This is a genomic window from Komagataeibacter sp. FNDCR2 (assembly GCF_021295395.1).
Classification (GTDB): Bacteria; Pseudomonadota; Alphaproteobacteria; order Acetobacterales; family Acetobacteraceae; genus Komagataeibacter.
On record NZ_JAIWOU010000001.1, the window covers coordinates 668,610 to 694,520 of the forward strand.

The following is a 25,911-nucleotide window of genomic DNA, read 5'->3' on the forward strand; positions in this document are numbered from 1 at the left end:
AAAATCCGGATACAAACGGAAACAGCCCCCCGGGGGCTGCGTTCGTGCGTTCATGCCATGGCAATGCGCCATGGCGGCGCCCGGCCCGTGCCGGGCGGGCTGACCGGGGGCGCTGGCGGATGTCATAAAAAGGTCATATTATCTTCGCACTGAACTGCTGTAGATATTTCGTTACCACAGGATTTTCGCAGACCATTCTTCAACCCGCGCGCCATGGGGCAAGGTTACAAAAAATGTCGGCTTCCCCCGCGCACTGGCATGGCAAGAGAAACGTGATTTAAATCATATCCGGTCATGATCCCCTGTTATGACCATGATAAAATGCGCTATTTTTCATTACCATCTGGCAACACGCCACGATCCGGTTTCAATATGAGCTCCGGCGCCTGGTTGGTATGGTCCGTATGGCCTGTTCCTGATTCGTACGTTGAGGTAGATAATTAGTGATTAAGCCCCTTAAAAAAGCCGTATTGCCGGTTGCCGGTCTGGGAACACGCTTTCTCCCCGCGACGAAGTCGATGCCCAAGGAAATGCTTCCGGTCGTCGATCGCCCGCTGATCCAATATGCAATCGACGAGGCGCGTGAGGCCGGGATCGAGGAATTCTGCCTTGTATCCAGCCGGGGCAAGGACTCCCTGATCGATTATTTCGACATCTGCCACGAACTTGAAGACACGCTGAAGGCCCGCAACAAGACATCCGCGCTCAAGGCGCTGGAGGCCACCCGCGTCGTCCCCGGTTCCATGATGTCCGTCCGCCAGCAGGAACCGCTGGGGCTGGGCCACGCCATCTGGTGTGCGCGCGAGTTCATCGGTGATGACCCGTTCGCCATCCTGCTGCCCGATGACATCGTGCTGAGCAAGACCGCCTGCATCGCCCAGCTTGCGCAGGTATATAACCAGACGGGCGGCAACGTGCTGGCCGTGACCGAGGTGCCGCGCGAGCAGACCAGCAGCTACGGCATTCTGGATATCGGTTCGGATGACGGCAGGATGGTCGAGGTCAAGGGGCTGGTCGAAAAGCCCGACCCCGAAGATGCCCCCTCCAACCTGTCCGTCATCGGTCGCTACGTACTGACGGCGGATGTGCTCAAATACCTTGCCCGGCTGGAAAAGGGCGCGGGCGGCGAGATCCAGTTGACGGACGCCATGGCCAAGACCATCGGCGAGGTCCCGTTCCACGGGTACCGCTACGAAGGCAAACGCTTCGACTGCGGCAGCAAGATCGGCTTTCTGGAGGCACAGATCGCCTTTGCGCTGGAACGCCCGGACCTGGCGGCCGACGTGCGGGGATTCCTGCAAAAATATAAATGACCTTCACCCACCGCTTCGACCCGACCAGCCTGCGCGAATACGACATTCGTGGCATTGTCGGTAAAACGCTTACGGCGGATGATGCCTTCGCCATAGGCCGTACCTTCGGCAGTATCGTGGCGCGGGCCGGGGGGCGGCGCATCGTCGTCGGTTATGACGGACGCCTGTCCTCCCCCATGCTGGAACGCGCGCTGGTATCCGGCGCGATGGCATCGGGCATGGAGGTGCTGCGCGCGGGATGCGGCCCGACGCCGATGCTGTATTTCGCATCCGCCGAACTGGGGGCGGATGGCGCGGTCATGGTAACGGGCAGCCACAACCCGCCCGACCATAACGGCTTCAAGATGATGCTGGCCAACCGGCCATTTTCTGGCGAGCAGATCCGCCATCTGGGCCAGATGGCCGCAAGTGGTGACGTGGTGGCGGAAAAAACGGGCACCGTGCGTGACGTGGATGTCCGACCCGCCTATGTGGATCGCCTGCTGCGCGATTATGACGGAACAGGCCGCCCGCTCAACGTGGTGTGGGATAACGGCAATGGCGCGGCGGGGGATATCGTGTCCCTGCTGGTGCAAAGACTGCCGGGCAGGCACCGCGTGCTCAATGCGCGCATTGATGGCGGCTTTCCCGCCCACCATCCCGACCCGACGGTGCCCGCCAACCTTCAGCAGCTTATCGCCGCCGTGCGCGCGGACGGGGCCGATCTGGGCATTGCCTTTGACGGGGATGCCGACCGCATCGGCGTGGTGGACAATACCGGCGGCATCCTGTGGGGGGATCAACTGCTGGTCGTGCTGGCGCGCGATGTCCTGCGCGACCACCCCGGCGCCACCGTGATTGCCGACATCAAGGCAAGCCAGACCCTGTTCGATGAAATTGACCGCGCGGGTGGCCGACCGCTCATGTGGAAGACGGGCCATTCGCTGATCAAGACAAAAATGGCGGAAACCGGCGCACTACTGGCTGGCGAGATGACGGGGCATGTTTTCTTCGCCGATAAATGGTACGGCTTTGACGACGCGCTTTACGCCGCGCTCCGGCTGCTGGAAATCGTCTCGCGCCTTGATGGTCCCCTGTCCGATGTCCGCCTTGCGCTGCCCGAAACCCTTTCCACCCCGGAACTGCGTTTCGAATGCGCCGACACCCGCAAGTTTGACGTGATTGCCGAAGTCGCGGCCCGGCTGGAAAAAAGCGGGGCGACGGTTTCACGCATCGACGGGGTGCGTGTCGCCACACCGGATGGATGGTGGCTGCTGCGCGCCTCCAACACGCAGGCGGTTCTTGTGGCGCGGGTGGAAGGGAAAACCCATGCCGGGCTGGAACGGCTGAAGGTGGAACTCTGTGCCCAACTGGAACAATCCGGCGTGCGCGCCCCGGATTTCGCGGCCATGGGGGCAGCCCCGTAAAAGGCACCGCATGCCATATTTTCCAATCTGGGGCCGCGCTCCATCCATTTTTTTGTTGAATAGCTCACAGGGGGGTTTAATAAACCCTTCTCCGGTCCGATATGCCAGACAGGACCACATTGCAGGACCATTGCAGCATTAATGGCGACTCTTCCCTTTCGTTCCTTTCTCGTGCCGGGGCAATTTGTCCGCCACCCCGACCATCCGGAATGGGGGGAGGGACAGGTCCAGTCCGCCATAGGCGAACGGGTCACGGTCACCTTTACCCATGCGGGCAAGATGCTGATTGACGCGACGGTCGTGCAACTGACCGTGCTGTCATAGGGGGCCGGCATGCAGATTTCCCCGCTTCCCGATTCCTATGGCCGCCTGCTGACCTACCTGCGCGTATCGGTCACCGACCGGTGCGACATGCGCTGCCTCTACTGCATGGCGGAGGAGATGACCTTCCTGCCCAAGGCGGAAATCCTGTCCTTTGACGAGCTTGAACGGCTGTGCGCCACGTTTATCCGCCATGGCGTGCGCCGCCTGCGGGTGACGGGGGGCGAGCCGCTGGTCCGGCGCGATGTCATGACCTTTTTCCGCGCCATGGGCGGCTGGCTCAACCGGCCCGAAGGCCAGGCGGGGCTGGATGAACTCACCCTGACCACCAATGGCAGCAGGCTGGCCGAATTCGCGGCCGAACTGTACGCATGCGGGGTCCGCCGCATCAATGTCAGCCTTGATTCGCTCGATCCCGCCCGCTTCGCCCGCATTACGCGGCGGGGGAACCTGACCCGTACGCTCGAGGGGATCCGGGCCGCGCGGGAGGCGGGCCTGGCCATACGCATCAATACGGTGGCCATGGCCGGGCTGAACGATGATGAATTCAACACCATGATCGCCTGGTGTGGCGAGATCGGCGCGGATCTGTGCCTGATCGAGACCATGCCCATGGGTGAAACGGGCGAGGACAGGACGGACCGTTACCTGCCGTTAATGGATGTGCGCCGCCAGTTGTCCCAGCGCTGGACGCTGGAGCCGGTCGATTTCCGCACCGGCGGCCCCGCGCGCTATGCCCGCGTTGCCGAGACCGGACGCCGGATCGGCTTCATCACCCCCATGACCCATAATTTCTGTGAAAGCTGCAACCGCGTGCGCCTGTCCTGCACGGGCCGGCTTTACACCTGCCTTGGCCATGAGGGCGCGACCGACCTGCGCGAACCCCTGCGTGCGGGCGCGGATGACAGCGCCATGATGGACCACGTCCGCGCCGCCATCCTGCGCAAGCCGCGGGGTCACGATTTCCTGATCGGGCGCGACGCGAATGACCCGGCCCGGGTAACCCGCCATATGAATGTCACGGGTGGCTAGGTCGGCTGCGGGCCGCGCAGCACATCTTCCAGGCTCACATCGAACTGTCCCGGCCGCAGGGGTTGCGGCTGTGTGGGGGCGGGGGACCAGCCCGTCATGACGGCGATATGCAGGTCCTGCGCAATGGCGTCATCCCCATCGCGCGGCAGGCGGCTCATGGCATCGGCTATCAGGGCGGGGGGGGTCATGGCGCGCGTGCGCTGGCACAGCGCGTTCGTCTCACCCGCATGGCGCAGGTCGGCCAGCAGGCCCATGGGGGTCCGATAGGACAGATGGATCACATCCCCATCCGCCACCGGCAGCGCGAATCCCGCGCGTTGCAGCAGGGATGCACAGTCCCGCAACCCCGGAAAGGGCGAGACGCGTGGCGAAACCCCGCCATGCAGGGCCATCTCGGCCTCCATCAACGCCTGCCGCAGGCCCGCCAGCGTCGGCAGCACCGGCATGCAGGCCAGAAACAGCCCATCGGGCACCAGGACGCGCCGCACCTGCGCCAGCAGTCCCGGCAGGTCATTGACCCAGTGCAGCGACAGGCAGGCCACCACAAGATCGAAACTATGGGGTGCGAAGGGCAGCCATTCCCCGTCCATGCATACGGCCGGTCCGCTGTCGCGTGCGCAGATGCGCGGCGACAGGTCACCCGCCACCGTGTCGATGCCGCGCGCGCGCAGCAGGGGCGCGACCACGCCACGCCCGCCAATATCCAGCGCGGTGCCAAAAACCCGCGTCACGTCATCCAGCCGCTCAAGCAGGCGGCTGGCGGCTTCCTCCAGCACGGGCTGGACCTGATCGAGGTCCGGCGCGGCCCGGTCGCGGTGCAGGCGAACGATCCGCCGGTCGAATATCTGCGGCACTTCCATGCTCATACCCCGTGGTGTGCCCGCGCGCGGCAGCCATGCCAACCCCACGATCGTGTGAACACATGAGCCAGCGCACCTTACCCCCATGGTGGCGGCGCGTGGGGGCGCGGATACTCGATGCGCTGTTTCCGCCTCACTGCCTTGGTTGTGGCGCGGCGGTGACACAACCGGGCCACCTCTGCGCGTCATGCGTAAGCCAGTTGCAGTTCATCACTGCGCCATGCTGCCGTCGCTGTGCACGACCCTTTACATCGCATGCGGCAGGCGGCGCCACCATGACCTGCGCACCCTGCGCCGAAAACCCGCCGCCATGGCGGGAGGGCAGGGCGGCCATGGTTTATGACGAAATGCCACGCCGCCTGATCCTGCCGCTGAAATATGCCGACCGCACGGAAAACGTACAGCTTCTGGCACGTTATCTGGCGATCGCGGCGGCGGATATGATCGACACCGACCGTCTGCTCGTACCCGTGCCGCTGCACCGGCGGCGGCTGTTTACCCGCCGCTACAACCAGGCGGCCCTGCTGGCGCGCGCGCTGGGCCGGATGACCGGGGCCGGGGTGCTGATCGACGCCCTGGAGCGTCCGCGCGCCACGCCGCCGCTGGAAGGGGCGGGACGGGAACGGCGGCAGGCCCTGATGCGCGGCGCGATCGGCGTACGGGCCGGCAGGGCGCGGGCGGTTGCGGGGCGGCATGTGATCGTGGTGGATGATGTCATGACCACCGGGGCCACGCTGGCGGCCTGTACCCACAGCCTGCTGGCGGCGGGGGCGGCGCGGGTCGATGTCATTGCGGTGGCGCGTGCCTGTGGCCAGCAGGAACAACAATAGGATAAGCTGGACGCAATGCTCCGTTGCACGCAAGTTGGAACGGATAGACCACCAGCCAAGTGAAGGTTCAATGCCTGCGATCGACATCTACACCCAGCCCGGCTGTCCTTACTGCATCCGCGCCGTGCGCCTGCTGATGCAAAAGGACGTGCCGTTCAATGAGATCAATGCCCCGCATGGCAGCCCCGAACGCGCGGACTCGATCCGCCGCTCCGGTGGCCGCACCACCGTGCCGCAGATTTTCATCGACGGCACCCCCATCGGTGGCTGCGACGACCTGATGGCGCTTGAACGCACGGGCAGGCTCGACGCCCTGCTGGGCAAGAACTGACAGGGCAACACGCGGAGAGGGCATGATCCGGTATCAGCTACGCTGTGGCGCAGGGCACGAATTCGAAGGGTGGTTCCCCGGCAGCGGGGCGTTCGAACGCCAGGCCGAAAACAACCTGCTGACCTGCCCGCAATGCGGCGGTGGGGATATCACGCGCGCGCTCATGGCGCCGGCGGTCCATACCAGCGCCGCACCCGCGCCCGCACGGGAAACGCCGCCCCCACCGCCCGCCACGCCACCCGGCCATGCGCCCGGGGGAGTGCCCGACGCCATGATCGCTCTGTTACAGAAAATGCGTGAGACGGTGGAAAAACATTGCGATGATGTGGGCGACCGCTTCGCCACTGAAGCCCTGAGCATGCATCGGGGGGAAAGTGAAGCCCGCGCCATTTATGGCAGCATGACGGAACAGGAGTATTCCGAACTGGATGAGGAAGGGGTGGAAGTCCATTCCATACCGTGGGTCCGCCGGGCCGACAGCTAGAGGGAACACGCAGGCGTACACGGCGCGGACAGCCGCCGGACCACGCGCCATGTCGGGGAGCGATTTGAGATGCAGGACAGCAAGAGGAACAACGGGACACCGGGGCGCGCAGGTCGCCCTACGCCACGCAGGCCGGCACGGGTGGCGACACATGTGGCGGCCATGTTGTGCGCCGTGGCGGTGGCCGTGGGCGCTGGCATGCCGCATGCCCATGCCCAGAGCCAGAACGCCAGCACGCAGCCCGACGTGATCGGGCGGTGGATGACCAAGGATCGTGACGGCGTGTTCGAGATCACCCGTTGCGGGCAGGAACTGTGCGGGAAGCTGGCGGGCCTGCGCTATACGACCGAAATGCCGCGCGACAAGCGGGGCGAGCCGGAATGCAACCTGCCCATGTTGAACGGGTTTACGCCCGATTCCGATTCGCCCGGACACTGGAACGGTCGCGTGACCGACCCCGATACCGGCCATGTCTACCATGCCAAGCTATGGGTTTCCCAGGGTGGCGACCTGAAGCTGCGTGGTTTCGTGGGCGTGCCTTTATTTGGTGAAACCGAAACCTGGACCCGCTATACCGGCACGATTGGCCCCGCGTGCAAGCTGCCCTGACGGCCCGCCAAGCATTTCAATCCGACTGGCTTTAACTGACTGGGATCGCCTTTTTTCCATGAGCTGCAATATTTCGCGCCGCACGTTCACCACGGCGCTGGCCGCCACCGGCCTGCCTGTCCTGTCCCGGCGCGCCATGGCCGAGGCTCCGGCCAAACCCCGGATCATCTGCTATATCGGGGGCTATACCCAGCATGGACCGCCCGGCGGCGCGGGCAACGGGCAGGGCATTTCGGTATTCGAAATGAACCCCGACACCAGCAGCCTTTCGCCGCTCATGACCTATGTGGACATAGCCAGCCCGTCCTTTCTGGTCATGTCGGCGGATTTCAGGCATCTCTACGCACTCAGTGAAATCAATGATTTCAACGCGAACGGGGAAGGGTGCGTCACGGCGTTTTCCGTCAACCGTTCCAGCGGGGAGCTGACCAAGCTCAACGTCGTACGCTCGGGCGGGGCGATCCCGGCGCATCTGAGTGTCCATGCTTCGGGCAAATACGTGCTGGTGGCCAATTACATGGGTGGTACGGTGGGCGTGCTGCCCATCCATGCCGATGGCAGCCTGGGCGACCCGACCGATGTGGTGCACAACACCGGCCCGCGCATGCCTGACCGCGCCAGCGACAACCCGCCGGGCAATTTCGCCATAAGCGACCACTCGTCCTCGCACGTCCACATGGTCAATTCCGACCCGTCGGGCCGCTTCGTCCTGGCCTGTGACGCCGGGCTGGACCGGGTATATGTCTGGACGCTGGACATTCATACCGGCCGCCTCATACCGGCCAAGATCCCCTTCATCAACATGACGCCCGGCTCGGCGCCGCGTCATTTCGCCTTCAATGAAAAAGGCACGGTGATCTATATCCTGGGGGAACAGGATTCGAAGGTCGTCGCCGCCACCTTCAACCCGCAGACGGGCGAGATCGTGCCCCAGCAGACCGTCAGCACCGTGACGCCACATTTCCGTGGCAGCACGCTGGCGGCGGGCATCCTGCTCTCACCCAACGGGAAATACCTGTATGTCTCGAACCGGCTGGGTGATTCGCTGGCCAGTTTCCATGTGAATGACGACGGCACGCTCAACCTGGTGGACGAGATCTGGATGCATGCCGATTACGGGCGCTCCATGATGTTCGACCCCAGCGGCAATTTCCTGTTCTGCGCCAACCAGCGCAGCGATTCGGTCACGTCCTTCCGCGTCAACGCCCAGACCGGCGTGCTGGACTTCACATGGAATTTCACCCCCGTGGGCAGCCCGACCACGTTCGCGTTCATGAACACGATCTGACGCCGCCCCGTTCCCGCGCCTGCCTTTAGGGGCGCGCGGGAACGGGCAGTCAGCGGTTGGGAGGGCGCCCCCCCGTCAGTCGCGCACCAACGCCGCGATGTAGTTCACCGCCATGTCACGGCTCTCCCGCCAGCCGCCAAGGCCGGGCACCATTCCCGCCACATCGGTAATGCGCAGGCCGGACCGGGCCGCGTACTGCCCCAGTTCGGCGGGCGTTATGAACTTGCGCCAGTCATGCGTGCCGACAGGCAGCAGGCGCAGCACGTATTCCGCCCCGATCTTGGCCATGGCCATGGAACGCCACGTGCGGTTCATGGTCGAGACCACCATTACCCCACCGGGGCGCAGCATGCCCCCCAGCATGTGCAGGAAGGCCGCCGGGTCGGTGACGTGCTCGATCACCTCCAGCGCGGAAATCGCGTCAAAGCGCGCATTTTCGGCCACCAGTTCCTCCGCGCTGCCACAGCGGTAGGCCAGCGGCCCGGCGGATGCGGGCAGGGGGTGCTGGCGCAGGTGCAGCCTGCCCGCCGTAATCGCCGCCTGGGACGCATCCAGCCCGGTCACGTCGAATCCCGCCCGGGCGAACGCCTCACTCGCCAGTCCCGCGCCACAGCCGATATCGAGCAGCGTGCGGCGCGCGCCATCGGGGCCGTGGGGGGCGGGCAGGTGGCGCAGGCTCCAGCCCGTGCGCAGGTCATTCATGGCATGCAGGGGGCGCATCGGCCCGGCCGGATCCCACCACCGGGCGGCCAGATCGCTGAAATGGGCGATCTCGTCCGGGGCGACCGAATCTGCCGACACAACGGGCGAATCGTGATGCTGCATGAGTGCACCGCCTTTCATTTGGCTTTCTCCCGCTGGACGCGGAAGCTGGGGGGATGTATGTGACGCGGCTTGCGCATAACCGCAATGCCCCGGATCGGCCTGTCGGTCGATCATGGGGCAAGCTGAAGCCCGAGCATGATGGAGCCGTTATCCCGATGTCCCCTACCGTACCGCGGATCGTGATGAAATTCGGCGGCACTTCCGTCGCCGATCTTGACCGGATTCGGGCCGTGGCGGAAAAAGTCCGGAAACAGGTCGAGGCCGGGTGCGAGGTGGCCGTGGTCGTCTCCGCCATGTCCGGCGTGACGAACCGCCTTGTCGGCTACTGCCGCGATCTTTCCCCCCGGCATGATGAACGCGAATACGACACCGTTGTCGCCACGGGCGAGCAGGTGACCAGCGGCCTGCTGGCGATCGCGCTGCAGAACCTGGGCGTCAGCGCCCGGTCCTGGCTGGGCTGGCAGATCCCGCTGCGCACGGATGACGCGCACGGCAAGGCCCGCATCGAATCCATCGACGGCACGGCGCTGATCGCCAGCATGCAGGCGGGGGAAGTGCCGGTATGCGCCGGTTTCCAGGGCATTGGCCCGGACGGGCGGATCACGACACTGGGCCGTGGGGGGTCCGATACCTCGGCCGTGGCGCTGGCGGCGGCGCTGAAGGCAGATCGCTGTGATATCTACACGGACGTGGACGGAATCTATACAACCGACCCCCGTATTGTTACCAAGGCACGCAAGCTGCACAGGATTACCTACGAGGAGATGCTCGAACTCGCATCCGTAGGGGCCAAGGTGCTCCAGACCCGTAGTGTGGAACTGGCCATGAAGGAGCGCGTGCGCGTGCAGGTGCTGTCCAGTTTCAATGATGGTCCGGCACCATCCGAAGGGCATCTGCCCGGTTCATTAGTCGTGGATGAGGACGAAATCGTGGAACAGGAACAGGTCGCCGGAATTGCCTACTCCCGGGACGAGGCGAAGCTTTCCGTCCGCCGGGTTCCCGACCGCCCCGGCATTGCCGCGGCGGTGTTCGGCCCGCTGTCGGACGCGAACGTGAATGTGGACATGATCGTCCAGAGCACGGGCGATGACGGCATGACCAACATGACCTTCACGGTCAGCAAGAACGACCTCGCGCGCGCCATCGCGGCGCTGGACGCGCACCGCGCCACCATCCAGTATGGCGAACTGCTGACTGATAACGATGTGGTGAAGATAAGCGTGGTCGGCGTGGGCATGCGCTCGCACGCGGGTGTCGCCAGCACGATGTTCCGCACGCTGGCCGAGCGCAACATCAACGTGCAGGTCATCTCCACCAGCGAGATCAAGGTTTCGGTGCTGATCGCCGCCGAATATACCGAACTCGCGGTGCGCGCCCTGCATACCGCCTATGGCCTCGATGCGGCGTGAGCGGACCTGACATGACATCTCCCGGCACATCCGACATCACGGCGGCCATGGCCGACCCCGCCCGCCGGGCCGAGGCCCGCGCCCGGCTCGACCATCTGTGGGGTCGGGGCACGCGCTTCCTTGGCAGTGAATACGCGCTTCTGGCCGGGGCGATGTCATGGGTCAGCGAGCGCCATCTCGTCTCGGCCATTTCCAACGCCGGCGGCTTTGGCGTGCTGGCCTGCGGCGCGATGGAGCCGGACCGCCTGGCCGAGGAAATCGCCGCCACCCAGGCCCTGACCTCGCGCCCCTTCGGCGTCAACCTGATCACCATGCACCCCCGTCTTGATGACCTCGTGCGCGTCTGCCTCGATGCGGGCATTACCCATGTGGTGCTGGCGGGCGGCATTCCTCCCGGCCCGGTGATCCGCGCCCTCAGGGAAGGCGGGGCGAAAGTCATCGCGTTCGCCCCCGCGCTGGTGCTGGCCAAGCGGCTGGTCCGCCTGGGTGTTGATGCGCTGGTGATCGAGGGATCGGAAGCGGGCGGGCATGTCGGCCCGGTTTCCCTGACCGTGCTGGCGCAGGAAATCCTGCCGCATATCCATGATGTGCCGGTCTTCGTCGCGGGCGGGCTGGGGCGGGGGGATGCGATCGTGTCCTATCTCGAACTCGGCGCGTCCGGCGCGCAGTTGGGCACGCGCTTCGCCGCCTCGCGCGAGAGTATCGCGCATGAACGCTTCAAGAAGGCGTTTATCCGCGCCAACGCGCGCGACGCCGTAACGTCCGTCCAGCTTGACGATCGTTTTCCCGTCATTCCCGTGCGCGGGCTCAACAACGCGGGCACGCGCGACTTCCTGCGCCATCAGGCCGAGACACTGCGCCGCTTTCAGGCCGGTGAACTGACCAGGGAAGCGGCCCAGCTCGACATCGAGCATTTCTGGGCCGGTTCCCTGCGCCGCGCCGTGATCGATGGCGATGTGGAGAACGGTTCCGTCATGGCGGGGCAGTCGGTCGGCATGATCACGGCCGAGCAGCCGGTTGGCGAAATCATAAAGGAACTGGTCGATCAGGCCATTGACGCCCTGATCCGGCAGGAGGAGAGGGCACGCTACGGATGAGCGACGGCAAGCGCATGTTCCGCCCCAACCCCGCGACAGCGGCCGCCCCCGAACCCGGCAAGGCACCGGCCCCATCGGTCGGTGACGAACTGCGCGCGAAGCGGGAGGAAATGGGCTGGAAACTGCCCGATGTCGCGGCGTGGCTGCGCATCCGCCTGTCCTATCTGGAAGCACTGGAAGGCGACCGCCCCAGCGAGATGCCCGGCAGTGCGTATGCCGTGGGCTTCCTGCGCACCTACGCCAAGGCCCTGGGCCTGAATCCGGAGCCCCTTGTCGAACGTTTCAAGGTTGAAAGCCGGGGGGCGTTCACCAGGCGCGCCGAACTTTCCTTTCCCGTGCCGCTGCCCGATCGCGGGTTGCCGACGGGCGTGCTGCTGTTATGCGGAATTGTCGTTCTGGTAGGCGCCTATGTGGGCTGCTACCGGCTGACCGGGTCGCCCGGCATGGACCACGACGCTCCGGCCCGCCTGACGCTGCCGGGGCTTTCATCGGCCACGACGGCGTCACCGCAGGTGGCCTCCGTCCTGCCCCCCGCCGATGAACAGCCGGTCCCGCCGCCGCAGCCCCTGCCGCCGCAGGAGCGTGAGGCGCTGACCGGCGCGCCCGCCGCACCACCCCCGACACCCGCGCCCGCGCCGCTTTCACCCCCGCCCTTGCCCCCGCTGGAAAAGATGGGGGAAGACCACGTTCCCGCCGCTGCCCCCCCTGAGGCCGCACCCACGGACAGCGTGACGCTGACCGCAAGCGCCACGACATGGGTGCAGGTGCGCAAGCCCGGTGGCCCGGTGCTGTATGACCATGTCCTCCAGCCAGGTGAGACATGGCAGACCCCGCCGGGACTGGCCGGGCTGGAACTTACGGTGGGTAATGCCGGTGGGCTGACTCTTTCCGCCGCAGGGGTTACAACACAACCGCTGGGCCGCAATGGGGAGGTCAGGCGCAACATCGCGTTAAGCCCGCAGGCGGTGGCCGATGGCTCCGTGCTGCGCGCGCAGGCCGCGCCGGTCACGCCACCTGCACCCGTAACGGGAAATGGCAATAATCCGCCATCGCCCCTCCCGTCGCATGTTGATCCGGAGTAGAATGGTCTTCTCTGGCATGGTCCACTCCGGGGCGCATGCCAAAAACGGCATGGAACAGACCCCGGATCACGCCGCGCCCCGCCAAAGCGGGCCGGAGCCGAAACCGCCGCCTTATCTGGAGGGCACAGAATGAGCAGCTATCGTCCTTATCAGCACATCGAACGCCGCAAGTCGCGGCAGATCCATGTCGGCAATGTGCCGGTCGGGGGGGACGCCCCGGTTTCGGTCCAGACCATGACCAACACGCTGACGACAGACGCCCAGGCCACGATCGACCAGATCCGCCGCGCCGAGATGGCGGGCGTGGATATCGTGCGCGTGTCCTGCCCCGATGAGGAAAGCACCGCGGCGCTGGCCGAAATCGTGCGGGAAGTGAACGTGCCCATCGTGGCCGACATCCACTTCCACTACAAACGCGCCATCGAGGCCGCGAAGGCCGGGGCCGCGTGCCTGCGCATCAATCCCGGCAACATCGGCAGCGCCGAACGCGTGCGTGAGGTCGTCAACGCCGCGAAGGACCATAACTGCTCCATCCGCATCGGCGTGAACGCCGGTTCGCTGGAAAAGCACCTGCTGGAAAAATACGGTGAACCCAACCCCGACGCGCTGGTGGAAAGCGCGCTGGAGCATGCCAAGATCCTTGAAGACCATGACTTTCATGAATTCAAGATCAGCGTAAAGGCGTCGGACGTGTTCCTTGCGGTCGCGGCCTACCAGCAACTGGCGGATGTATGCGACCACCCGCTGCATATCGGCATTACCGAGGCGGGCAGCAAGCGCGCGGGCACGGTCAAGTCCTCCATCGGGCTTGGCAACCTCCTGTGGGCGGGCGTGGGCGACACCATGCGCGTCTCGCTTTCGGCCGAGCCGGAGGAAGAAGTGCTGGTCGGCTGGGACATCCTCAAGTCACTGGGGCTGCGCCACCGTGGCGTGAAGATCATTTCCTGCCCGTCCTGCGCGCGTCAGGGCTTCAACGTGATCCAGACCGTGCAGACGCTGGAAGACCGGCTGGCCCATATCAAGACGCCGCTGACGCTTTCCATCATCGGATGCGTGGTGAACGGCCCGGGTGAGGCGCTCATGACCGATATCGGCGTGACCGGCGGCGGATCCGGCCGCCACATGGTCTATGCCGCGGGCAAGCAGGACCACACCATGCCGGCGGGCGACATGATCGAGCATATCGTCGATCTGGTTGAAAAGAAGGCCGCCGCGCTTCAGGCCGAGGACGCCACCAGCACCCCGGCCCAGGAAATGGCCCGCGAGGCCACCATGTCCCCCGCGGACTGAAACACGCGGCGCGCGGCAGAATGCGCGCCATCTACCGGCCCGCCGGTGCGGGCGGGCCGGATCCAGTGCAGGAATTTCGCGTAGTGAGCAGCATACAGCCCGTTCGTGGCACCCATGACCTGATCGGTGAGGATCGCCGGCGCTTTGCCCATGTTGTGGAGACGGCGCGCCGCATTGTCAGCCTGTACGGGTTTGATGAATGGTCGACCCCTGTTTTTGAGGATACGCGGGTCTTTTCACGCTCACTGGGCGATACGTCCGATGTCGTCTCCAAGGAAATGTACACCTTCGAGGACCGGGGCGGCGAATCCCTGACCCTGCGCCCCGAGGGTACGGCGGCCATCTGCCGGGCGCTGGTAACCAACGGGCTAACGCAGTCGCTGCCGCAGAAGGTTTTCTACGCCGGCCCCATGTTCCGCTACGAACGCCCGCAGAAGGGGCGCTACCGCCAGTTCCACCAGATCGGCGCGGAACTGCTGGGGGCCGCCGAGCCGCTGGCCGATGCCGAAGTCATCACCATGGGCCGTGACGTGCTGCGCGCGCTGGGGATCGAGGGCGAGACCGTGCTTGAACTCAACACGCTGGGGGACGCTGCCAGCCGCGACGCCTGGCGCAGCGCGCTCGTTGCCTATTTCAGCGCGCACCGGGCCGACCTTTCAGCCGATAGTCAGGCCCGGCTGGAGCGCAACCCCCTGCGCATCCTTGACAGCAAGGATGAAAAGGACCGCGCGCTGGTGGCCAACGCCCCCATGATCGCGCAGTACCTGACGCCCGAAGCCCTGCAGTTCTGGGACGGGCTGCGCCGCACGCTCGACCTCATGGGGGTGCGGTTCAGGGAAAATCCGCGCATCGTGCGCGGGCTGGATTATTACGGGCACACCGCCTTCGAATTCGTGACCAGCCGCCTTGGCGCGCAGGGCACGGTGCTGGCCGGTGGCCGGTATGACGGTCTGGTGGCTGAAATGGGCGGGCCCAAAACCCCCGCGATCGGCTGGGCCGGGGGGATCGAGCGGCTGTCCATGCTGCTGGACGCCGCCCCGCCCGAACCGCGCCCCGTCGCACTCGTGCCCATGGGCGACGAGGCGCAGGCCGCCACCATTACCGTGCTGCAGGCGCTGCGCGGCGCGGGCATCCGGGCGGAGACGGCCTATCGCGGCAACATGAAGCGCCGGATGGAGCGCGCCAACCGCATGAACGCCACCCATGCCATCGTGATCGGCAGTGACGAGATCGCGCGTGGCGTGGTGCAGGCCAAGGATCTGGATAGCGGGCAACAGACCGAGGTGCCAATGGAAGGCATCGCGGCCTTCCTTCTGGCCGGAACGCCCGAAAGAGGCTGAACGTGACACAGTTTGACGACCGCCTTGACCGCATCGTCGCGCGTTGCGAGGAGCTTCAGGCCCTTCTGGCGGATGGGCTGTCGGGGGCGGAATTCAGCCAGGCATCACGCGAATACGCGGAACTGGAACCGATCGTGGCCCGCGTGGGCGCGCTGCGCATGGCCGAACAGGCGGAACATGACGCCAGCCAGATGCTCCATGACCCCGAAATGCGTGAACTGGCGCAGGCCGAGCTGGACACGCTGCGCACCCGGATTCCCACCCTGCGCCATGACATCCGCCTTGCCATGCTGCCGCGTGACGAAGCGGATGAACGCAGCGCCATACTTGAAATCCGCCCCGCCGCCGGTGGCGACGAAGCGGGCCTGTTCGCGGCCGAACTGTTCGGCGCCTATCAACGCTATGCCGACCAGCGCGGCTGGCGTTTCGAGATACTGGAATATGACCAGTCGGAACTGGGTGGCCTGCGCGAAGGGATCGCCAGCATTACCGGGCGCGGCGTGTTCGCGCGGCTGAAATACGAATCCGGCGTGCATCGGGTCCAGCGCGTGCCCGCGACCGAAAGCCAGGGGCGCATCCATACCTCCACCGTAACCGTGGCCGTCCTGCCCGAAGCGGAGGAAGTGGATGTACAAGTGAACGAGACCGACCTGCGCATCGATGTCTACCGCGCATCCGGCGCGGGGGGGCAGCATGTCAACAAGACCGAAAGCGCCGTGCGCATCACCCATCTGCCCACCAACATCGTGGTGGCGATGCAGGAAGAAAAAAGCCAGCACAAGAACCGCGCCAAGGCCATGAAGATCCTGCGTGCGCGGCTGTATGAACGCAACCGCGCCGCAGCCCATGAAAGCCGTGCCGCCGACCGCCGCGCGCAGGTCGGCACCGGCGACCGCTCCGAGCGCATCCGTACCTATAACTTCCCGCAGGGCCGGGTCACGGACCACCGCATCGGCCTGACGCTGTACAAGATCGACCGGGTGATGGCGGGTGAGCTGGACGAATTTGTCGATGCGCTGACACAGGAAGAACAGGCCGCCCTGCTGGCCGCGGATGACATCTAGCCAGCACGCCGCCCTTATTCATTACGACGTGGGCGGCGCGCAGAGCGTGCTGGGGCCGGGGTGACGTTCCGCCACCTCCGGGTCATCGGGATCGGCAAGGTAGAACTGGGTGAAGTTCCGCGCGCCCAGGGCGACCAGATGATGCCCGTCGGGCTCATGCAGCACGCCCTCGCCACTGACCTGATGGATTTCAACCTTTCCACCGGGGCGGCGGATGGTGATTTCCCCGCACAGGGCGTAGCTGTGGGTTGTCCGCCCCATCGCGGTCTCGATACGGGTGGTCTGGCTGGCGTGATCCTGATCGAGGCGGAACGTCGCGACAAGCTGCTCATCCACGTACAGCCGCGATACTTCCGAAACCTCATCGGGGCTGCATCCGTCTTCCACCTCGAAAGAGCCGGCAAGGGCAGGGGTGGCGCTTCCCACGCACAGCAGCGCGGCGCACAGGGTCCGCGCAAGGCGGGATGAGAGGGCAGACGTTTGCATGATTCCAAGATATGAAGGGAAAGCGGCCCCGATGAAAGATGTCATGACACCCGCACCCACAAATTTGCGCCAGATCCTGCTTGCCGCCACATCCCGCCTGCGTGAGGCCGGGATCGATGCCCCACAGCGCGAGGCCCGCCTGCTGGCCGCGCACGCCGCCGGGACCGACCTGGCCGGCCTGCTGCGCATCGACACGCTGCCCGCCCCGGCGATTGATGCCTTTACCCATGCGCTCGCGCGCCGCCTGCGCCATGAACCGATGGCCTATATTACCGGACGGGCCGGTTTCTGGTCGCTCGACCTGGAAGTCTCTCCCCACACCCTGATCCCGCGCGCCGATACCGAAACCCTGATCGAAGCCGTGCTGGACCATCTGCCCGATCACGACGCCCCACTGCGCGTGCTGGACATCGGCACCGGCACGGGCTGCCTCATGCTGGCGGTGCTGGCGGAATATCCACGGGCCTGGGCAATCGGGACCGACCTTGCGCCACAGGCCGCGGGCCTGGCCGCGCGTAACGCCATTCGTAACGGACTGGGCGCGCGCTGCGCCACATTATGCTGCAACTGGGCCGATGCGCTCACGGAGCCGTTCGATCTTGTACTGAGCAACCCGCCCTACATCCCGCATGGCGACCTGGCCGGGCTCATGCCCGATGTGGTGAACCACGAACCCGCCCGGGCGCTGGATGGGGGGCAGGACGGGCTGGTCGCCTATCGCGCGCTGGCTGACGTATTGCCCGATCTCCTGGCGCCGGGTGGAATCGCGGTGCTGGAACTGGGGATAGGGCAGGGGGACAGTGTATCGGGGCTCATGCGCGCGGCCGGGCTGGAAGTGGCGGAAATACGCCCCGATCTGGGGGGAATAGGGCGCGCGCTGGTCGTGAAAAAATAATTTGGCAGAAAGAACGGTGCGGGCTATATTGGGGAAGTGCAGGGCAGACGGAAGGCGGATTAATGGCCGTTCCACTCCCGCGCGATCGATCCCGATTGCAAAATAGAAAAACTGGCAAAATGAACCATGATGGTTCCGCCGTGGTTCAGGGATCCGTGTCCGGTGTTGCGCCGGGCCACCAACAGGCAACAGACGGGACGGGCAGACCGCCCCACGGTCCAGGGCAGCGCCAGCGACCGGCAACAGGAAAGTGCTGCGACAGCTTATGAACATGAAACGCATGCGAGGCCGTCACCATCGTTCGGGCGGCAGCAATGGCGGAAGCGTACGCCATAATAATGGCCAGATCCCGTTGAACCGCAACCATGTCTTTGACAGTAATGGGCCTGACCTGCGTGTACGCGGCACAGCGCAGCAACTGTTTGAAAAATATCTCCAGCTTGGCCGCGACGCCAGCAGCACCGGCGATCGCGTCATGGCGGAAGCCTACTTCCAGCATGCCGAACATTACTTCCGCATACTGAACGCCATGACCCAGGCGGCACAGCAGAGCCAGCAGGAACGCCAGGAGCGCATGGCCCCCCGCCAGCAGCAGCCGCGCCCCGCCGATAACCGCCAGCCCTTCGACACCACGCCGGATGACGCGACGGAACAGCCTGCCATCGCGCAGCAGCAGCCCGCCGTCGAACCCGAAGAGACCGCGCCCCAGCCCAGCGTGGCCGAAGCGCCGCCAGAACCCGCTGCCGCAGCCCCCGCGCCGCGCCCGCCCCGCATGCCGCGCCGCCGGACCAAGCCCCCGGTCGAGAAGAAAGAAGAACTGGAATCCTCCCCGTCCTGAAACGGGGCCGACCCCGCCCTGTTACCGGGGCGGGGAAGAACTGGTCACGCGCGGATGGGCCTGAACTGCCTGATTGCGGCATGTTCCGCCAGCCGGACGGGCCTTTAGGTGGGATCGTCCACCAGCCGCCAGACCTTACGGGCACGGCCATCGCGGGCATCAGGCGCGTCCTCTACCGTAACCAGTCCCTGATTACGCAGCGCCTGCAGGGCCAGCCGGGCATGGTAGGTGCCCAGTTCGGGAAAGAGATCACCGATTTCCCGAACCGATCGCGCCTTTCCATCCGACAGGATTTTCAGCACGATCTGTCGCTTGCTGTCATGATTGGTCATGCGCCAGGATCGATGCTGAAAGAAAGTCATACTTTTTCTATACCAGTTCCGTCCCTAATGGCCTAGCGCCGATGCACCGGATCGGGCGCGGATTGCGACAGAACCGTGTGAATGGCCGTGGTCAAGCGCGTCAATTCGGATGGCGTTATGGTAAAGGCCGGGGTCAGGTACACAACATTGCGAAATGGTCGTACCCACACGCCCTGTGCGATCAGCGCGCTTTTAAGGGCGTTCATGTCCCCCACGCGCTCCAGTTCCACCACCCCGATCGCGCCCATGACGCGCACATCCACCACATTCGGCAGTTCGCGGCAGGATTCGAGTTCGGCCCGCATCTGCTGTGCGATACGCCCCACCTGTTCCAGGCGGGGTTCACGCGCGAACAGGTCGAGCGAGGCATTGGCGCTGGCGCAGGCCAGCGCGTTGGCCATGAAGGTCGGCCCATGCATAAGCGCATGCAGCGGGTTATCCGACAGGAAGGCCTCGAACACATGCCGGCGGGCAACCGTCGCCGCCAGCGCCATCGTTCCCCCGGTCAGCGCCTTGGACAGGGTGATGATGTCGGGCACGATCCCGGCCTGCTCACAGGCGAACATGGTGCCGGTGCGGCCAAAGCCGGTAAAAATCTCATCCAGTATCAGCAGCACGCCGTGCCGGTCCGCAAGGTCGCGCAGCCTGCGCAGGACATCGGGCGAATGGAACAGCATGCCGCCCGCGCCCTGCACCAGGGGCTCGACAATAATGGCGGCGATCCTGTTGCCCGACTGCTCCAGCAGGGTATCAAGCGCGTGCGCGCGGGCATCATCGACCGGCAGGTCCGCAATGAAATGTTCCGGCAGCGCGCCCTGATACAGGCTGTGCATCCCTTCCTCCGGGTCGCACACGGCCATGGAGGCCATCGTATCGCCATGGTAGCCGCCACGGAAGGCGACCAGCCTTGTCCGCCCCGCCTGACCACGGTTGAGCCAGTACTGGATGGCCATTTTCATCGCGACCTCAACTGCGACGGAACCGGAATCGGTAAAAAATACCCGCTCCAGATCACCGGGCAGCATGCTGGCCAGCCGCGTGGCCAGTGTCAGCGCGGGTTCGTTGACCAGACCGCCAAACATGACATGGGGCATACGCTCCAGTTGGGCTGCCACCGCCGCGCGGATATGCGGATGGTTATAGCCATGGCAGGCCGTCCACCACGATGCGATGCCATCCACCAGTTCCGACCCGTCGGCCAGCGTGATGGTGCACCCGCGCGTACTTTCAGCGGGCAGGGGCGGCAGGGCCGTGCGCATCTGGCTGTAGGGGAGCCAGACATGGTTCATGCCCTGTTCCAGCCAGTCGGGTCCACACATGGGCTGTCTCCGTCATATTGCGTTGGCGGGATTGACCGGGGCGGCATGCTCCGGCAGGAGAATGCGCTTCATGGCCCGTTTCGATCCGATTTTCCAGACCGCGCTACACCAGATGGCGCAGCTTCATACCCGGCGCGTGCTGCGGCCGGTGCGCCATGTGGGCGCGGCCATGGTTGTGCGCGATGGCCGGGAACTGGTCAATTTCTCTTCCAATGATTATCTGGGCCTGTCCCACCATCCGCTCCTTGCCGCCCGCGCCGCACAGTGGTTGCATGAGGCGGGGACCGGCGCGGGCGCGTCGCGCCTTGTCACCGGCACCAGCGCGCAGCATATGGCCGTGGAAAAACGGCTGGCCACGTTCAAGGGGACCGAGGCGGCCCTGCTGCTGGCCAGTGGCTGGCAGGCCAATGCCTCGGTTCTGGCGGCGTTGCTCAAACTTGCGGCGGAGCAGGGTACGCGCCCCCTTGTGTTTACCGACCGGCTGAACCACGCCAGCCTGCACCATGGCTGCATGGCGGCTGGTGTGCGCCAGATCCGTTTCCGCCATAACGACCTTGCCCATCTGGACAGCCTGCTGGCGCAGCATGCGGCGCAACCGGGAATGCGGGTGATCGTGACCGAAAGCGTGTTCAGCATGGACGGCGACCGCACCGACATCGGCAGGCTCTGCGCCATCGCCCGCGCACATGGCGCATTTACCTATGTGGATGAAGCCCATGCCACCGGCGTGCTGGGACCGCAGGGCCGTGGCCTGTGCGCGGGGCATGAGGTGGACCTTGTGATGGGCACGTTCAGCAAGGCGCTGGGCGGCTTCGGGGCGTTCGTCGCCGGATCGCGGGCGCTGTGCGACTGGCTGGTCAATGCCTGTTCGGGCTTCGTGTTCACCACCGCGCCGCCACCGGCGGTACTGGGCGCGATGGATGCCGCCGTGGAACTGCTGCCCACGCTCGACGCCGAACGCGCGCGGCTGGCCCGTAATGCGGACCATATCCGCAGTACGGTACGCGCGTGTGGCCTGTCGCCCGATCCCTCGACCACGCAGATCGTCCCGGTCGTGATGGGGGAGGCCGCCCGCGCGCTGGCTTTCGCGGCCAGCCTTGAAGACCACGGCATCCTCGCCACCGCCATCCGCCCCCCGACCGTGCCGCCCAACGCCAGCCGCATCCGCCTTGCGCTGAGTGCGGCGCATACCGATGCCATGATCGACCAGCTTGCCACCGCCATTCCCGCCGCCCTGCGGGCGTGCCCGTGACCATGCCCGCCGCGCTGCCCATCGCGTTCGTACATGGCTGGGCCTTTGACCACACCTTCTGGCAGGCGACACGCACGGCCCTTGGGCCATGGCGCACGCAGGCGCTCGATTTCGGCTTTTTCAGCGCACGGGCGGACATGGTCCTGCCTGATCGGCCCTATATCGGGGTTGGCCACTCGCTTGGCGCCCTGTGGCTCCTGCGCCATCACGGCCCGCTATGCCGGGGGCTGCTCCTGTTCAACGGGTTCAGCCGGTTCGGGGCCGCGCCCGGTTTTCCCGACGGGATCCCCCGGCGCGTGATCGAACGCATGCGGCAGGGCCTGCTGCGCGCGCCTGAAGGGCTGCTGCACAGTTTCCGCCAGCGCGCGGGCATTGAATCACCACTCCCCCCCCATATTGAAAGCACGCGACTGGAAGCGGGCCTGCGGGCCCTGATGGATATGGATTGCACGAATGACCTGAGCGGGGCGGCATGCCCCGTACAGGCCGTTGCCGGAACGCAGGACGCCATAGCGCCGCCCGCCCTGACACGGGCCAGTTTCCCGGCAGGGGGCGGGACACCGATCCACTGGCTGGAAGGGGGGCACCTGCTGCCGCTTACCCACCCCGGGACCTGTGCCCGCATTATCAGGACCATGAGCCAACGGATCACCGCACCATGACGCGCAAGGACCACATCGCCGCCCGTTTCGACGCGGCGCAGGATTATGAGCAGGCCGCCCGCGTCCAGCGCATCGCCGCCGCCGAACTGGCGCGCCGCATAGCCGCCTGCCACGCGCCAGACGCCCCGCTGCGCATTCTGGAAACAGGCTGCGGCACCGGCTTCCTGACCCGGGAATTACGGCGGCTTTTTCCCCACGCGCATATCACCGCCACCGACATCGCACCGCGCATGCTGGAACGTCTGGCGCGCCGGATGCCCCATGACAGCCGGCTTGTCCTGCACCCCATGGATGCCGAAGCGCCGGACCTGACCGGCCCGTTCGACCTGATCTGCTCCAGCCTGGCCATGCAATGGTTCGGGCAACGCGCGCGCACCCTGCGCCTTCTGGCGTCACGTCTGGCGCCGGGCGGGCGGATGGCGTTCGCGACACTTGGCGCGGACAGCTTCCGGCAATGGCGCGCGGCCTATGCGCGTGCGGGGCTGGCGTGCCCCATGCCCGCCTATCCCACGCTCGACACCCTTCAGGGTGAATGGCCGACCTGCGGCGCGGGGCTGTGGCAGGAGGCGGAGATTGTGGATGTTCCGGCTTCCCCGCTGGATTTCGTGCGCGAGCTACGCACCATAGGCGCCACCCATACCGACCACCCCCCCGCCACGGGCGGCCAGTTGCGCCGGGTGCTGACAGCGGCGCGGACGGAAGGGCCGCTGGCCATTTCCTACCATGTCGCCTATGGCGTGTTCCGCCGTTCCCTCTGGCCCGGCCTGTTCGTGACCGGCACGGATACGGATGTGGGCAAGACCGTCAGCGCCGCCGCGCTGGTGCGTGCCCTGGGGGCGGCGTACTGGAAACCGCTGCAAAGCGGAACGGACGACGCCCCTTCCGACAGCGCGACGCTGCGCCATCTGTTGGGGCAGGGGGACGGGCCGATCTATCCGCCCGCCGCGACGTTCGGGGCCTCGCTCTCCCCCGAGGATGCGGCCCGTCACGTCCATGCCCGCATCGATCCGGCCAGCATAACCATGCCCCCCCATGACGCGGCGCGGGGTCCACTGGTGGTGGAAGGGGCCGGGGGGGTGTTCGTGCCAATTGCCCGGGATTACCTGATGATCGACCTCATGGTCCGTCTGGCCCTGCCTGTGGTGCTGGTGGCCCGCAGCCAGCTCGGCACCATCAACCATACCCTGCTCAGCCTTGCCGCACTGCGTGCACGCGGCCTGCGGGTGGCGGGGGTGATCCTGAACGGCCCCCCCGAACCCATCGGGCGCGCGGCCATCGAACGCCATGGCCGGGTCCGTATTCTGGCCCAGTTTCCACCACTCGCCCCCATGGGGCCGGACGCGGTGGCCAGCCTGGCGGCCCGCCTGCCATCATGGGATGACATTGTCGGGCCACAGGTTCAGTAACGCCGGATCAGCCCGGCCAGCGTGCCCTGGATGCTGACCCGCCGCGCGGGCAGGACACGGGTTTCATACCGGCTGTTGGCCGGGATCAGCGCAATGTCATCGCCCTCATGGCGCAGGCGCTTGAGCGTGACTTCCTGCCCGTCGATCAGGGCCACCACGATCTGGCCATCATTGGCCTGCCGCTGGTCACGGATGATGACCGTATCGCCATCGAGTATCCCGGCTTCCTCCATCGAATCCCCACTGACCTCCAGTGCGTAATGGCCACTGGCCCGGCCCAGCATATCCGCCGGAACGGTAATATGGGTGGTCGCGGTATTGATCGCCTCGATCGGGGCGCCGGCCGCGATACGGCCCACGAATGGCAGTTCGACCAGTTTCGCCAGCATCGCGGCGGGGGGTGTCTGTGGGGGTGTGGGAAGCGAATCGGTGGGCTTGCGCACGGGCGGTGGCTCGATATCGGGCAGGCGCAGGATTTCAAGCGCACGGGCGCGATGGTGACGGCGGTGGAGGAAGCCCCGTTCCTCCAGCGCGGAAATGAGCCGGTGGATGCCGGATTTTGAACGCAGGCCCAGCGCATCCTTCATTTCATCGAAAGACGGGGAAAAACCCGTGCTGCGCAGATGGCCGTCGATAAACAGCAAAAGCTCATGTTGTTTTTTTGTAAGCATGGCACATGTCCTTTTGCCGCGGGCAGTCTGCCGGACCTGAAATGTGATGGAACAAACCCAAAACCTGCCTTCATGTTCTATATTGGTTCCATACACCCCGTCAACCGGCATTAGCGCCTATGCCTGAAGCTGATCCAGACGGATGATGTCGCAGCTCTCCCCCGCCCGGGCCGGGGGCGCGTGGGGCGCGCGCACCACCAGCGCCTGGCTTTGCGCCAGTACGTGCAGCATGGCCGAGTCCTGAACGGGAAAGGGGTTCGCCACCAGCCGCCCCCGTGCATCATGGCTCAGGCTGGCGCGCATGTAATCCATGCGCCGGTCATTTTCGGGCAGATCCCTGCCCAGCACGGCCTGCGTGGGAGACTCGACCGCTGTCTCCAGCCCCGCCATGCGCCGCAGGGCCGGAAGCACGAACACCACCGTACAGACAAAAGCCGCCACCGGGTTGCCCGGCAGGCCAAGAAACGGCAGGCGGCCCAGATGGCCGAACATAAGCGGACGGCCCGGCCGGATGGCGATTTTCCAGAAATCCGTCTTCAGCCCGACCTGTTCCAGCCCCCGCCGCACAAGGTCATGGCTGCCCACGCTCGCGCCGCCGGTGGTCATGAGCATATCCACGCCATCCACCATACGCTCAAGACCGGCAAGATCGGCCATGTCATCGCGCAGCACCGGCAGCACCACTGGTTGTGCGCCCGCCATGCGCAGCAGGGCCGCCAGCATGGGCGTGCTGGAATTGGCGATCTGCCCCGGCCCGGCCCCGCTGCCGGGCAGGAGCAGTTCATCACCCGTGGCGGCAATGGCCACGCGCGGGCGGCGCGTCACCTGCAACCATGCGTGGTTCGCCCCCGCCGCAAGGCCGATGTCGCGCGCGGACAGCCTGCGGCCCGCGGGAATGACCGTTTTCCCCGCCGTGAAGTCCTGCCCCTTACGGCGCACATAGGTTCCGGGCGCCAGCACGTGGCCTGTCGTGACGGTCGTTCCCTCGGCCCGCACGTTTTCCTGTATCAGCACCGCATCGGCGCCCGCAGGCATGACACTGCCGGTAAACACGCGCGCGCACTGGCCTGGCCCGATGGTAACGGCGGCGGGATGGCCGGCCGGAGCCTCGGCAATGCAGGTGAGTGTGGTGCCCGCCCCCGCCAGGTCGATCGCGCGCACGGCGTAGCCATCCATGGACGAGACATCCGCCGGGGGATTGGACAGGCGCGCCACGACCGGCGCGGCGGTGACACGGCCGCAGGCATCCGTCAGGGCCACGACCTCCGCCGGGAGGGGGGAAACCCCGTCGAGAATCCGCTCGCGCGCTTCCGAGACACTCAACATCGTGCAATGCACTCCTTTTTTACCCGTTCCGTACGAATTTAAGCAGAAAAATGAAACTGGGTGCTTGACCTAGGCCTTGTGTATGCGCATTTTCCGCCAACTTGAACCACTGC

27 protein-coding genes are annotated in these 25,911 nt (G+C 65.7%); 20 read left to right on the forward strand and 7 right to left on the reverse strand.

All coding sequences use genetic code 11. The features are described 5' to 3' along the window. Positions 1-443 precede the first annotated feature (443 nt). From galU to moaA, 4 genes are all read left to right on the forward strand, one after another. The gene (galU, locus tag LDL28_RS03030; protein ID WP_233057153.1) at positions 444-1,313 is read left to right on the forward strand and encodes a UTP--glucose-1-phosphate uridylyltransferase GalU; all 870 of its coding nucleotides are present in this window, start codon (positions 444-446) and stop codon (positions 1,311-1,313) included. Next, positions 1,310-2,719, forward strand: coding sequence for a phosphoglucomutase/phosphomannomutase PgmG (gene pgmG, locus LDL28_RS03035; protein ID WP_233057154.1), 1,410 nt, complete (start codon positions 1,310-1,312; stop codon positions 2,717-2,719). The genes galU and pgmG overlap by 4 nt, the downstream gene beginning before the upstream one ends. 141 nt (positions 2,720-2,860) lie before the next feature. Then, positions 2,861-3,043 (forward strand): DUF3553 domain-containing protein, encoded by a 183-nt coding sequence (locus tag LDL28_RS03040; protein ID WP_233057155.1) that lies wholly within the window; start codon positions 2,861-2,863, stop codon positions 3,041-3,043. A 9-nt stretch (positions 3,044-3,052) separates the two neighbouring features. Next, positions 3,053-4,072: a GTP 3',8-cyclase MoaA gene (gene moaA, locus LDL28_RS03045; RefSeq protein WP_233057156.1), complete on the forward strand. Its 1,020-nt coding sequence runs from the start codon at positions 3,053-3,055 to the stop codon at positions 4,070-4,072. On the opposite strand, the gene LDL28_RS03050 is transcribed toward moaA, so the two are convergent. Continuing rightward, entirely contained in the window at positions 4,069-4,938 is an 870-nt protein-coding gene (locus LDL28_RS03050; protein ID WP_233057157.1) for a methyltransferase domain-containing protein, read from the reverse strand. The genes moaA and LDL28_RS03050 overlap by 4 nt on opposite strands. Before the next feature lie 56 nt (positions 4,939-4,994). Between LDL28_RS03050 and LDL28_RS03055 the strand changes: the two genes are divergently transcribed. The 5 genes from LDL28_RS03055 (at position 4,995) to LDL28_RS03075 (ending at position 8,474) form a co-directional block, all read left to right on the forward strand. After that, positions 4,995-5,762 (forward strand): ComF family protein, encoded by a 768-nt coding sequence (locus LDL28_RS03055; RefSeq protein ID WP_233057158.1) that lies wholly within the window; start codon positions 4,995-4,997, stop codon positions 5,760-5,762. 70 nt (positions 5,763-5,832) lie between these two features. Next, the gene (grxC, locus tag LDL28_RS03060; RefSeq protein ID WP_233057159.1) at positions 5,833-6,093 is read left to right on the forward strand and encodes a glutaredoxin 3; all 261 of its coding nucleotides are present in this window, start codon (positions 5,833-5,835) and stop codon (positions 6,091-6,093) included. A 22-nt stretch (positions 6,094-6,115) separates the two neighbouring features. After that, a complete protein-coding gene (locus tag LDL28_RS03065; RefSeq protein ID WP_233057160.1) occupies positions 6,116-6,577 on the forward strand; it encodes a DUF1178 family protein in 462 nt (153 codons plus the stop codon). A 69-nt stretch (positions 6,578-6,646) separates the two neighbouring features. After that, a complete protein-coding gene (locus LDL28_RS03070; RefSeq protein ID WP_233057161.1) occupies positions 6,647-7,186 on the forward strand; it encodes a DUF2147 domain-containing protein in 540 nt (179 codons plus the stop codon). A gap of 58 nt (positions 7,187-7,244) precedes the next feature. Continuing rightward, complete coding sequence (locus LDL28_RS03075; RefSeq protein ID WP_233057162.1) at positions 7,245-8,474, forward strand: lactonase family protein; 1,230 nt, start codon at positions 7,245-7,247, stop codon at positions 8,472-8,474. Positions 8,475-8,549: 75 nt separating this feature from the next. Here the strand turns inward: LDL28_RS03075 and ubiG are convergent, their stop codons facing one another. Next, positions 8,550-9,299, reverse strand: a complete 750-nt coding sequence (gene ubiG, locus LDL28_RS03080; RefSeq protein WP_233059166.1) for a bifunctional 2-polyprenyl-6-hydroxyphenol methylase/3-demethylubiquinol 3-O-methyltransferase UbiG — start codon at positions 9,297-9,299, stop codon at positions 8,550-8,552. A 155-nt stretch (positions 9,300-9,454) separates the two neighbouring features. On the opposite strand from ubiG, the gene LDL28_RS03085 reads away from it, so the two are divergent. The 6 genes from LDL28_RS03085 (at position 9,455) to prfA (ending at position 16,581) form a co-directional block, all read left to right on the forward strand. Further along, positions 9,455-10,708, forward strand: a complete 1,254-nt coding sequence (locus LDL28_RS03085; RefSeq protein ID WP_233059167.1) for an aspartate kinase — start codon at positions 9,455-9,457, stop codon at positions 10,706-10,708. A 47-nt stretch (positions 10,709-10,755) separates the two neighbouring features. Beyond that, positions 10,756-11,805, forward strand: a complete 1,050-nt coding sequence (locus LDL28_RS03090) for an NAD(P)H-dependent flavin oxidoreductase (RefSeq protein WP_370636358.1) — start codon at positions 10,756-10,758, stop codon at positions 11,803-11,805. After that, positions 11,802-12,887, forward strand: coding sequence for a helix-turn-helix domain-containing protein (locus tag LDL28_RS03095; protein WP_233057164.1), 1,086 nt, complete (start codon positions 11,802-11,804; stop codon positions 12,885-12,887). The genes LDL28_RS03090 and LDL28_RS03095 overlap by 4 nt, the downstream gene beginning before the upstream one ends. Positions 12,888-13,016: 129 nt before the next feature. Continuing rightward, positions 13,017-14,177: a flavodoxin-dependent (E)-4-hydroxy-3-methylbut-2-enyl-diphosphate synthase gene (ispG, locus tag LDL28_RS03100; protein ID WP_233057165.1), complete on the forward strand. Its 1,161-nt coding sequence runs from the start codon at positions 13,017-13,019 to the stop codon at positions 14,175-14,177. Between the two features lie 83 nt (positions 14,178-14,260). Next, on the forward strand, positions 14,261-15,517 hold the full coding sequence (gene hisS, locus LDL28_RS03105) for a histidine--tRNA ligase (protein WP_233057166.1): 1,257 nt from the start codon (positions 14,261-14,263) through the stop codon (positions 15,515-15,517). Positions 15,518-15,519: 2 nt separating this feature from the next. Then, the gene (prfA, locus tag LDL28_RS03110) at positions 15,520-16,581 is read left to right on the forward strand and encodes a peptide chain release factor 1 (RefSeq protein ID WP_233057167.1); all 1,062 of its coding nucleotides are present in this window, start codon (positions 15,520-15,522) and stop codon (positions 16,579-16,581) included. A gap of 21 nt (positions 16,582-16,602) precedes the next feature. Here prfA and LDL28_RS03115 read toward each other — a convergent pair whose 3' ends face one another. After that, complete coding sequence (locus LDL28_RS03115; RefSeq protein ID WP_233057168.1) at positions 16,603-17,067, reverse strand: hypothetical protein; 465 nt, start codon at positions 17,065-17,067, stop codon at positions 16,603-16,605. Between the two features lie 31 nt (positions 17,068-17,098). On the opposite strand from LDL28_RS03115, the gene prmC reads away from it, so the two are divergent. Next, entirely contained in the window at positions 17,099-17,962 is an 864-nt protein-coding gene (gene prmC, locus LDL28_RS03120; protein WP_233057169.1) for a peptide chain release factor N(5)-glutamine methyltransferase, read from the forward strand. 280 nt (positions 17,963-18,242) lie between these two features. Next, entirely contained in the window at positions 18,243-18,800 is a 558-nt protein-coding gene (locus LDL28_RS03125; RefSeq protein ID WP_233057170.1) for a DUF4167 domain-containing protein, read from the forward strand. Between the two features lie 104 nt (positions 18,801-18,904). Here LDL28_RS03125 and LDL28_RS03130 read toward each other — a convergent pair whose 3' ends face one another. Beyond that, positions 18,905-19,162, reverse strand: coding sequence for a hypothetical protein (locus tag LDL28_RS03130; protein ID WP_233057171.1), 258 nt, complete (start codon positions 19,160-19,162; stop codon positions 18,905-18,907). 32 nt (positions 19,163-19,194) lie between these two features. Continuing rightward, positions 19,195-20,481 (reverse strand): adenosylmethionine--8-amino-7-oxononanoate transaminase, encoded by a 1,287-nt coding sequence (locus LDL28_RS03135; RefSeq protein ID WP_233057172.1) that lies wholly within the window; start codon positions 20,479-20,481, stop codon positions 19,195-19,197. A gap of 61 nt (positions 20,482-20,542) precedes the next feature. On the opposite strand from LDL28_RS03135, the gene LDL28_RS03140 reads away from it, so the two are divergent. Genes LDL28_RS03140 through bioD form a run of 3 tightly spaced genes read left to right on the forward strand, consistent with a single transcriptional unit; the run spans position 20,543 to position 23,801 of the window. After that, the gene (locus tag LDL28_RS03140) at positions 20,543-21,733 is read left to right on the forward strand and encodes an 8-amino-7-oxononanoate synthase (RefSeq protein WP_233057173.1); all 1,191 of its coding nucleotides are present in this window, start codon (positions 20,543-20,545) and stop codon (positions 21,731-21,733) included. 2 nt (positions 21,734-21,735) lie between these two features. Then, positions 21,736-22,395, forward strand: coding sequence for an alpha/beta fold hydrolase (locus LDL28_RS03145; RefSeq protein ID WP_233059168.1), 660 nt, complete (start codon positions 21,736-21,738; stop codon positions 22,393-22,395). Further along, the gene (bioD, locus tag LDL28_RS03150; RefSeq protein WP_233057174.1) at positions 22,392-23,801 is read left to right on the forward strand and encodes a dethiobiotin synthase; all 1,410 of its coding nucleotides are present in this window, start codon (positions 22,392-22,394) and stop codon (positions 23,799-23,801) included. The genes LDL28_RS03145 and bioD overlap by 4 nt, the downstream gene beginning before the upstream one ends. Here the strand turns inward: bioD and lexA are convergent. Together lexA and glp are read right to left on the reverse strand one after the other, a co-directional pair. Further along, entirely contained in the window at positions 23,795-24,472 is a 678-nt protein-coding gene (gene lexA / locus LDL28_RS03155; protein WP_233057175.1) for a transcriptional repressor LexA, read from the reverse strand. The genes bioD and lexA overlap by 7 nt on opposite strands. Positions 24,473-24,589: 117 nt before the next feature. Next, positions 24,590-25,798 (reverse strand): gephyrin-like molybdotransferase Glp, encoded by a 1,209-nt coding sequence (glp, locus tag LDL28_RS03160; RefSeq protein ID WP_233057176.1) that lies wholly within the window; start codon positions 25,796-25,798, stop codon positions 24,590-24,592. Positions 25,799-25,911: the final 113 nt, after the last annotated feature.

Bases quoted from the DNA above. Each gene is read 5' to 3' on its own strand.
- LDL28_RS03070 (WP_233057161.1), top strand. From the start codon at position 6,647: ATGCAGGACAGCAAGAGGAACAACGGGACACCGGGGCGCGCAGGTCGC.
- LDL28_RS03055 (WP_233057158.1), top strand. From the start codon at position 4,995: ATGAGCCAGCGCACCTTACCCCCATGGTGGCGGCGCGTGGGGGCGCGG.
- grxC (WP_233057159.1), top strand. From the start codon at position 5,833: ATGCCTGCGATCGACATCTACACCCAGCCCGGCTGTCCTTACTGCATC.
- pgmG (WP_233057154.1), top strand. From the start codon at position 1,310: ATGACCTTCACCCACCGCTTCGACCCGACCAGCCTGCGCGAATACGAC.
- glp (WP_233057176.1), bottom strand. From the start codon at position 25,798: ATGTTGAGTGTCTCGGAAGCGCGCGAGCGGATTCTCGACGGGGTTTCC.
- LDL28_RS03130 (WP_233057171.1), bottom strand. From the start codon at position 19,162: ATGACTTTCTTTCAGCATCGATCCTGGCGCATGACCAATCATGACAGC.
- LDL28_RS03040 (WP_233057155.1), top strand. From the start codon at position 2,861: ATGGCGACTCTTCCCTTTCGTTCCTTTCTCGTGCCGGGGCAATTTGTC.
- LDL28_RS03050 (WP_233057157.1), bottom strand. From the start codon at position 4,938: ATGAGCATGGAAGTGCCGCAGATATTCGACCGGCGGATCGTTCGCCTG.
- moaA (WP_233057156.1), top strand. From the start codon at position 3,053: ATGCAGATTTCCCCGCTTCCCGATTCCTATGGCCGCCTGCTGACCTAC.
- LDL28_RS03075 (WP_233057162.1), top strand. From the start codon at position 7,245: ATGAGCTGCAATATTTCGCGCCGCACGTTCACCACGGCGCTGGCCGCC.
- LDL28_RS03065 (WP_233057160.1), top strand. From the start codon at position 6,116: ATGATCCGGTATCAGCTACGCTGTGGCGCAGGGCACGAATTCGAAGGG.
- LDL28_RS03145 (WP_233059168.1), top strand. From the start codon at position 21,736: ATGCCCGCCGCGCTGCCCATCGCGTTCGTACATGGCTGGGCCTTTGAC.
- LDL28_RS03115 (WP_233057168.1), bottom strand. From the start codon at position 17,067: ATGCAAACGTCTGCCCTCTCATCCCGCCTTGCGCGGACCCTGTGCGCC.
- lexA (WP_233057175.1), bottom strand. From the start codon at position 24,472: ATGCTTACAAAAAAACAACATGAGCTTTTGCTGTTTATCGACGGCCAT.
- LDL28_RS03095 (WP_233057164.1), top strand. From the start codon at position 11,802: ATGAGCGACGGCAAGCGCATGTTCCGCCCCAACCCCGCGACAGCGGCC.
- ispG (WP_233057165.1), top strand. From the start codon at position 13,017: ATGAGCAGCTATCGTCCTTATCAGCACATCGAACGCCGCAAGTCGCGG.
- LDL28_RS03125 (WP_233057170.1), top strand. From the start codon at position 18,243: ATGCGAGGCCGTCACCATCGTTCGGGCGGCAGCAATGGCGGAAGCGTA.
- LDL28_RS03140 (WP_233057173.1), top strand. From the start codon at position 20,543: ATGCGCTTCATGGCCCGTTTCGATCCGATTTTCCAGACCGCGCTACAC.
- LDL28_RS03090 (WP_370636358.1), top strand. From the start codon at position 10,756: ATGGCCGACCCCGCCCGCCGGGCCGAGGCCCGCGCCCGGCTCGACCAT.
- bioD (WP_233057174.1), top strand. From the start codon at position 22,392: ATGACGCGCAAGGACCACATCGCCGCCCGTTTCGACGCGGCGCAGGAT.
- prmC (WP_233057169.1), top strand. From the start codon at position 17,099: ATGAAAGATGTCATGACACCCGCACCCACAAATTTGCGCCAGATCCTG.
- LDL28_RS03135 (WP_233057172.1), bottom strand. From the start codon at position 20,481: ATGTGTGGACCCGACTGGCTGGAACAGGGCATGAACCATGTCTGGCTC.
- ubiG (WP_233059166.1), bottom strand. From the start codon at position 9,299: ATGCAGCATCACGATTCGCCCGTTGTGTCGGCAGATTCGGTCGCCCCG.
- LDL28_RS03085 (WP_233059167.1), top strand. From the start codon at position 9,455: ATGTCCCCTACCGTACCGCGGATCGTGATGAAATTCGGCGGCACTTCC.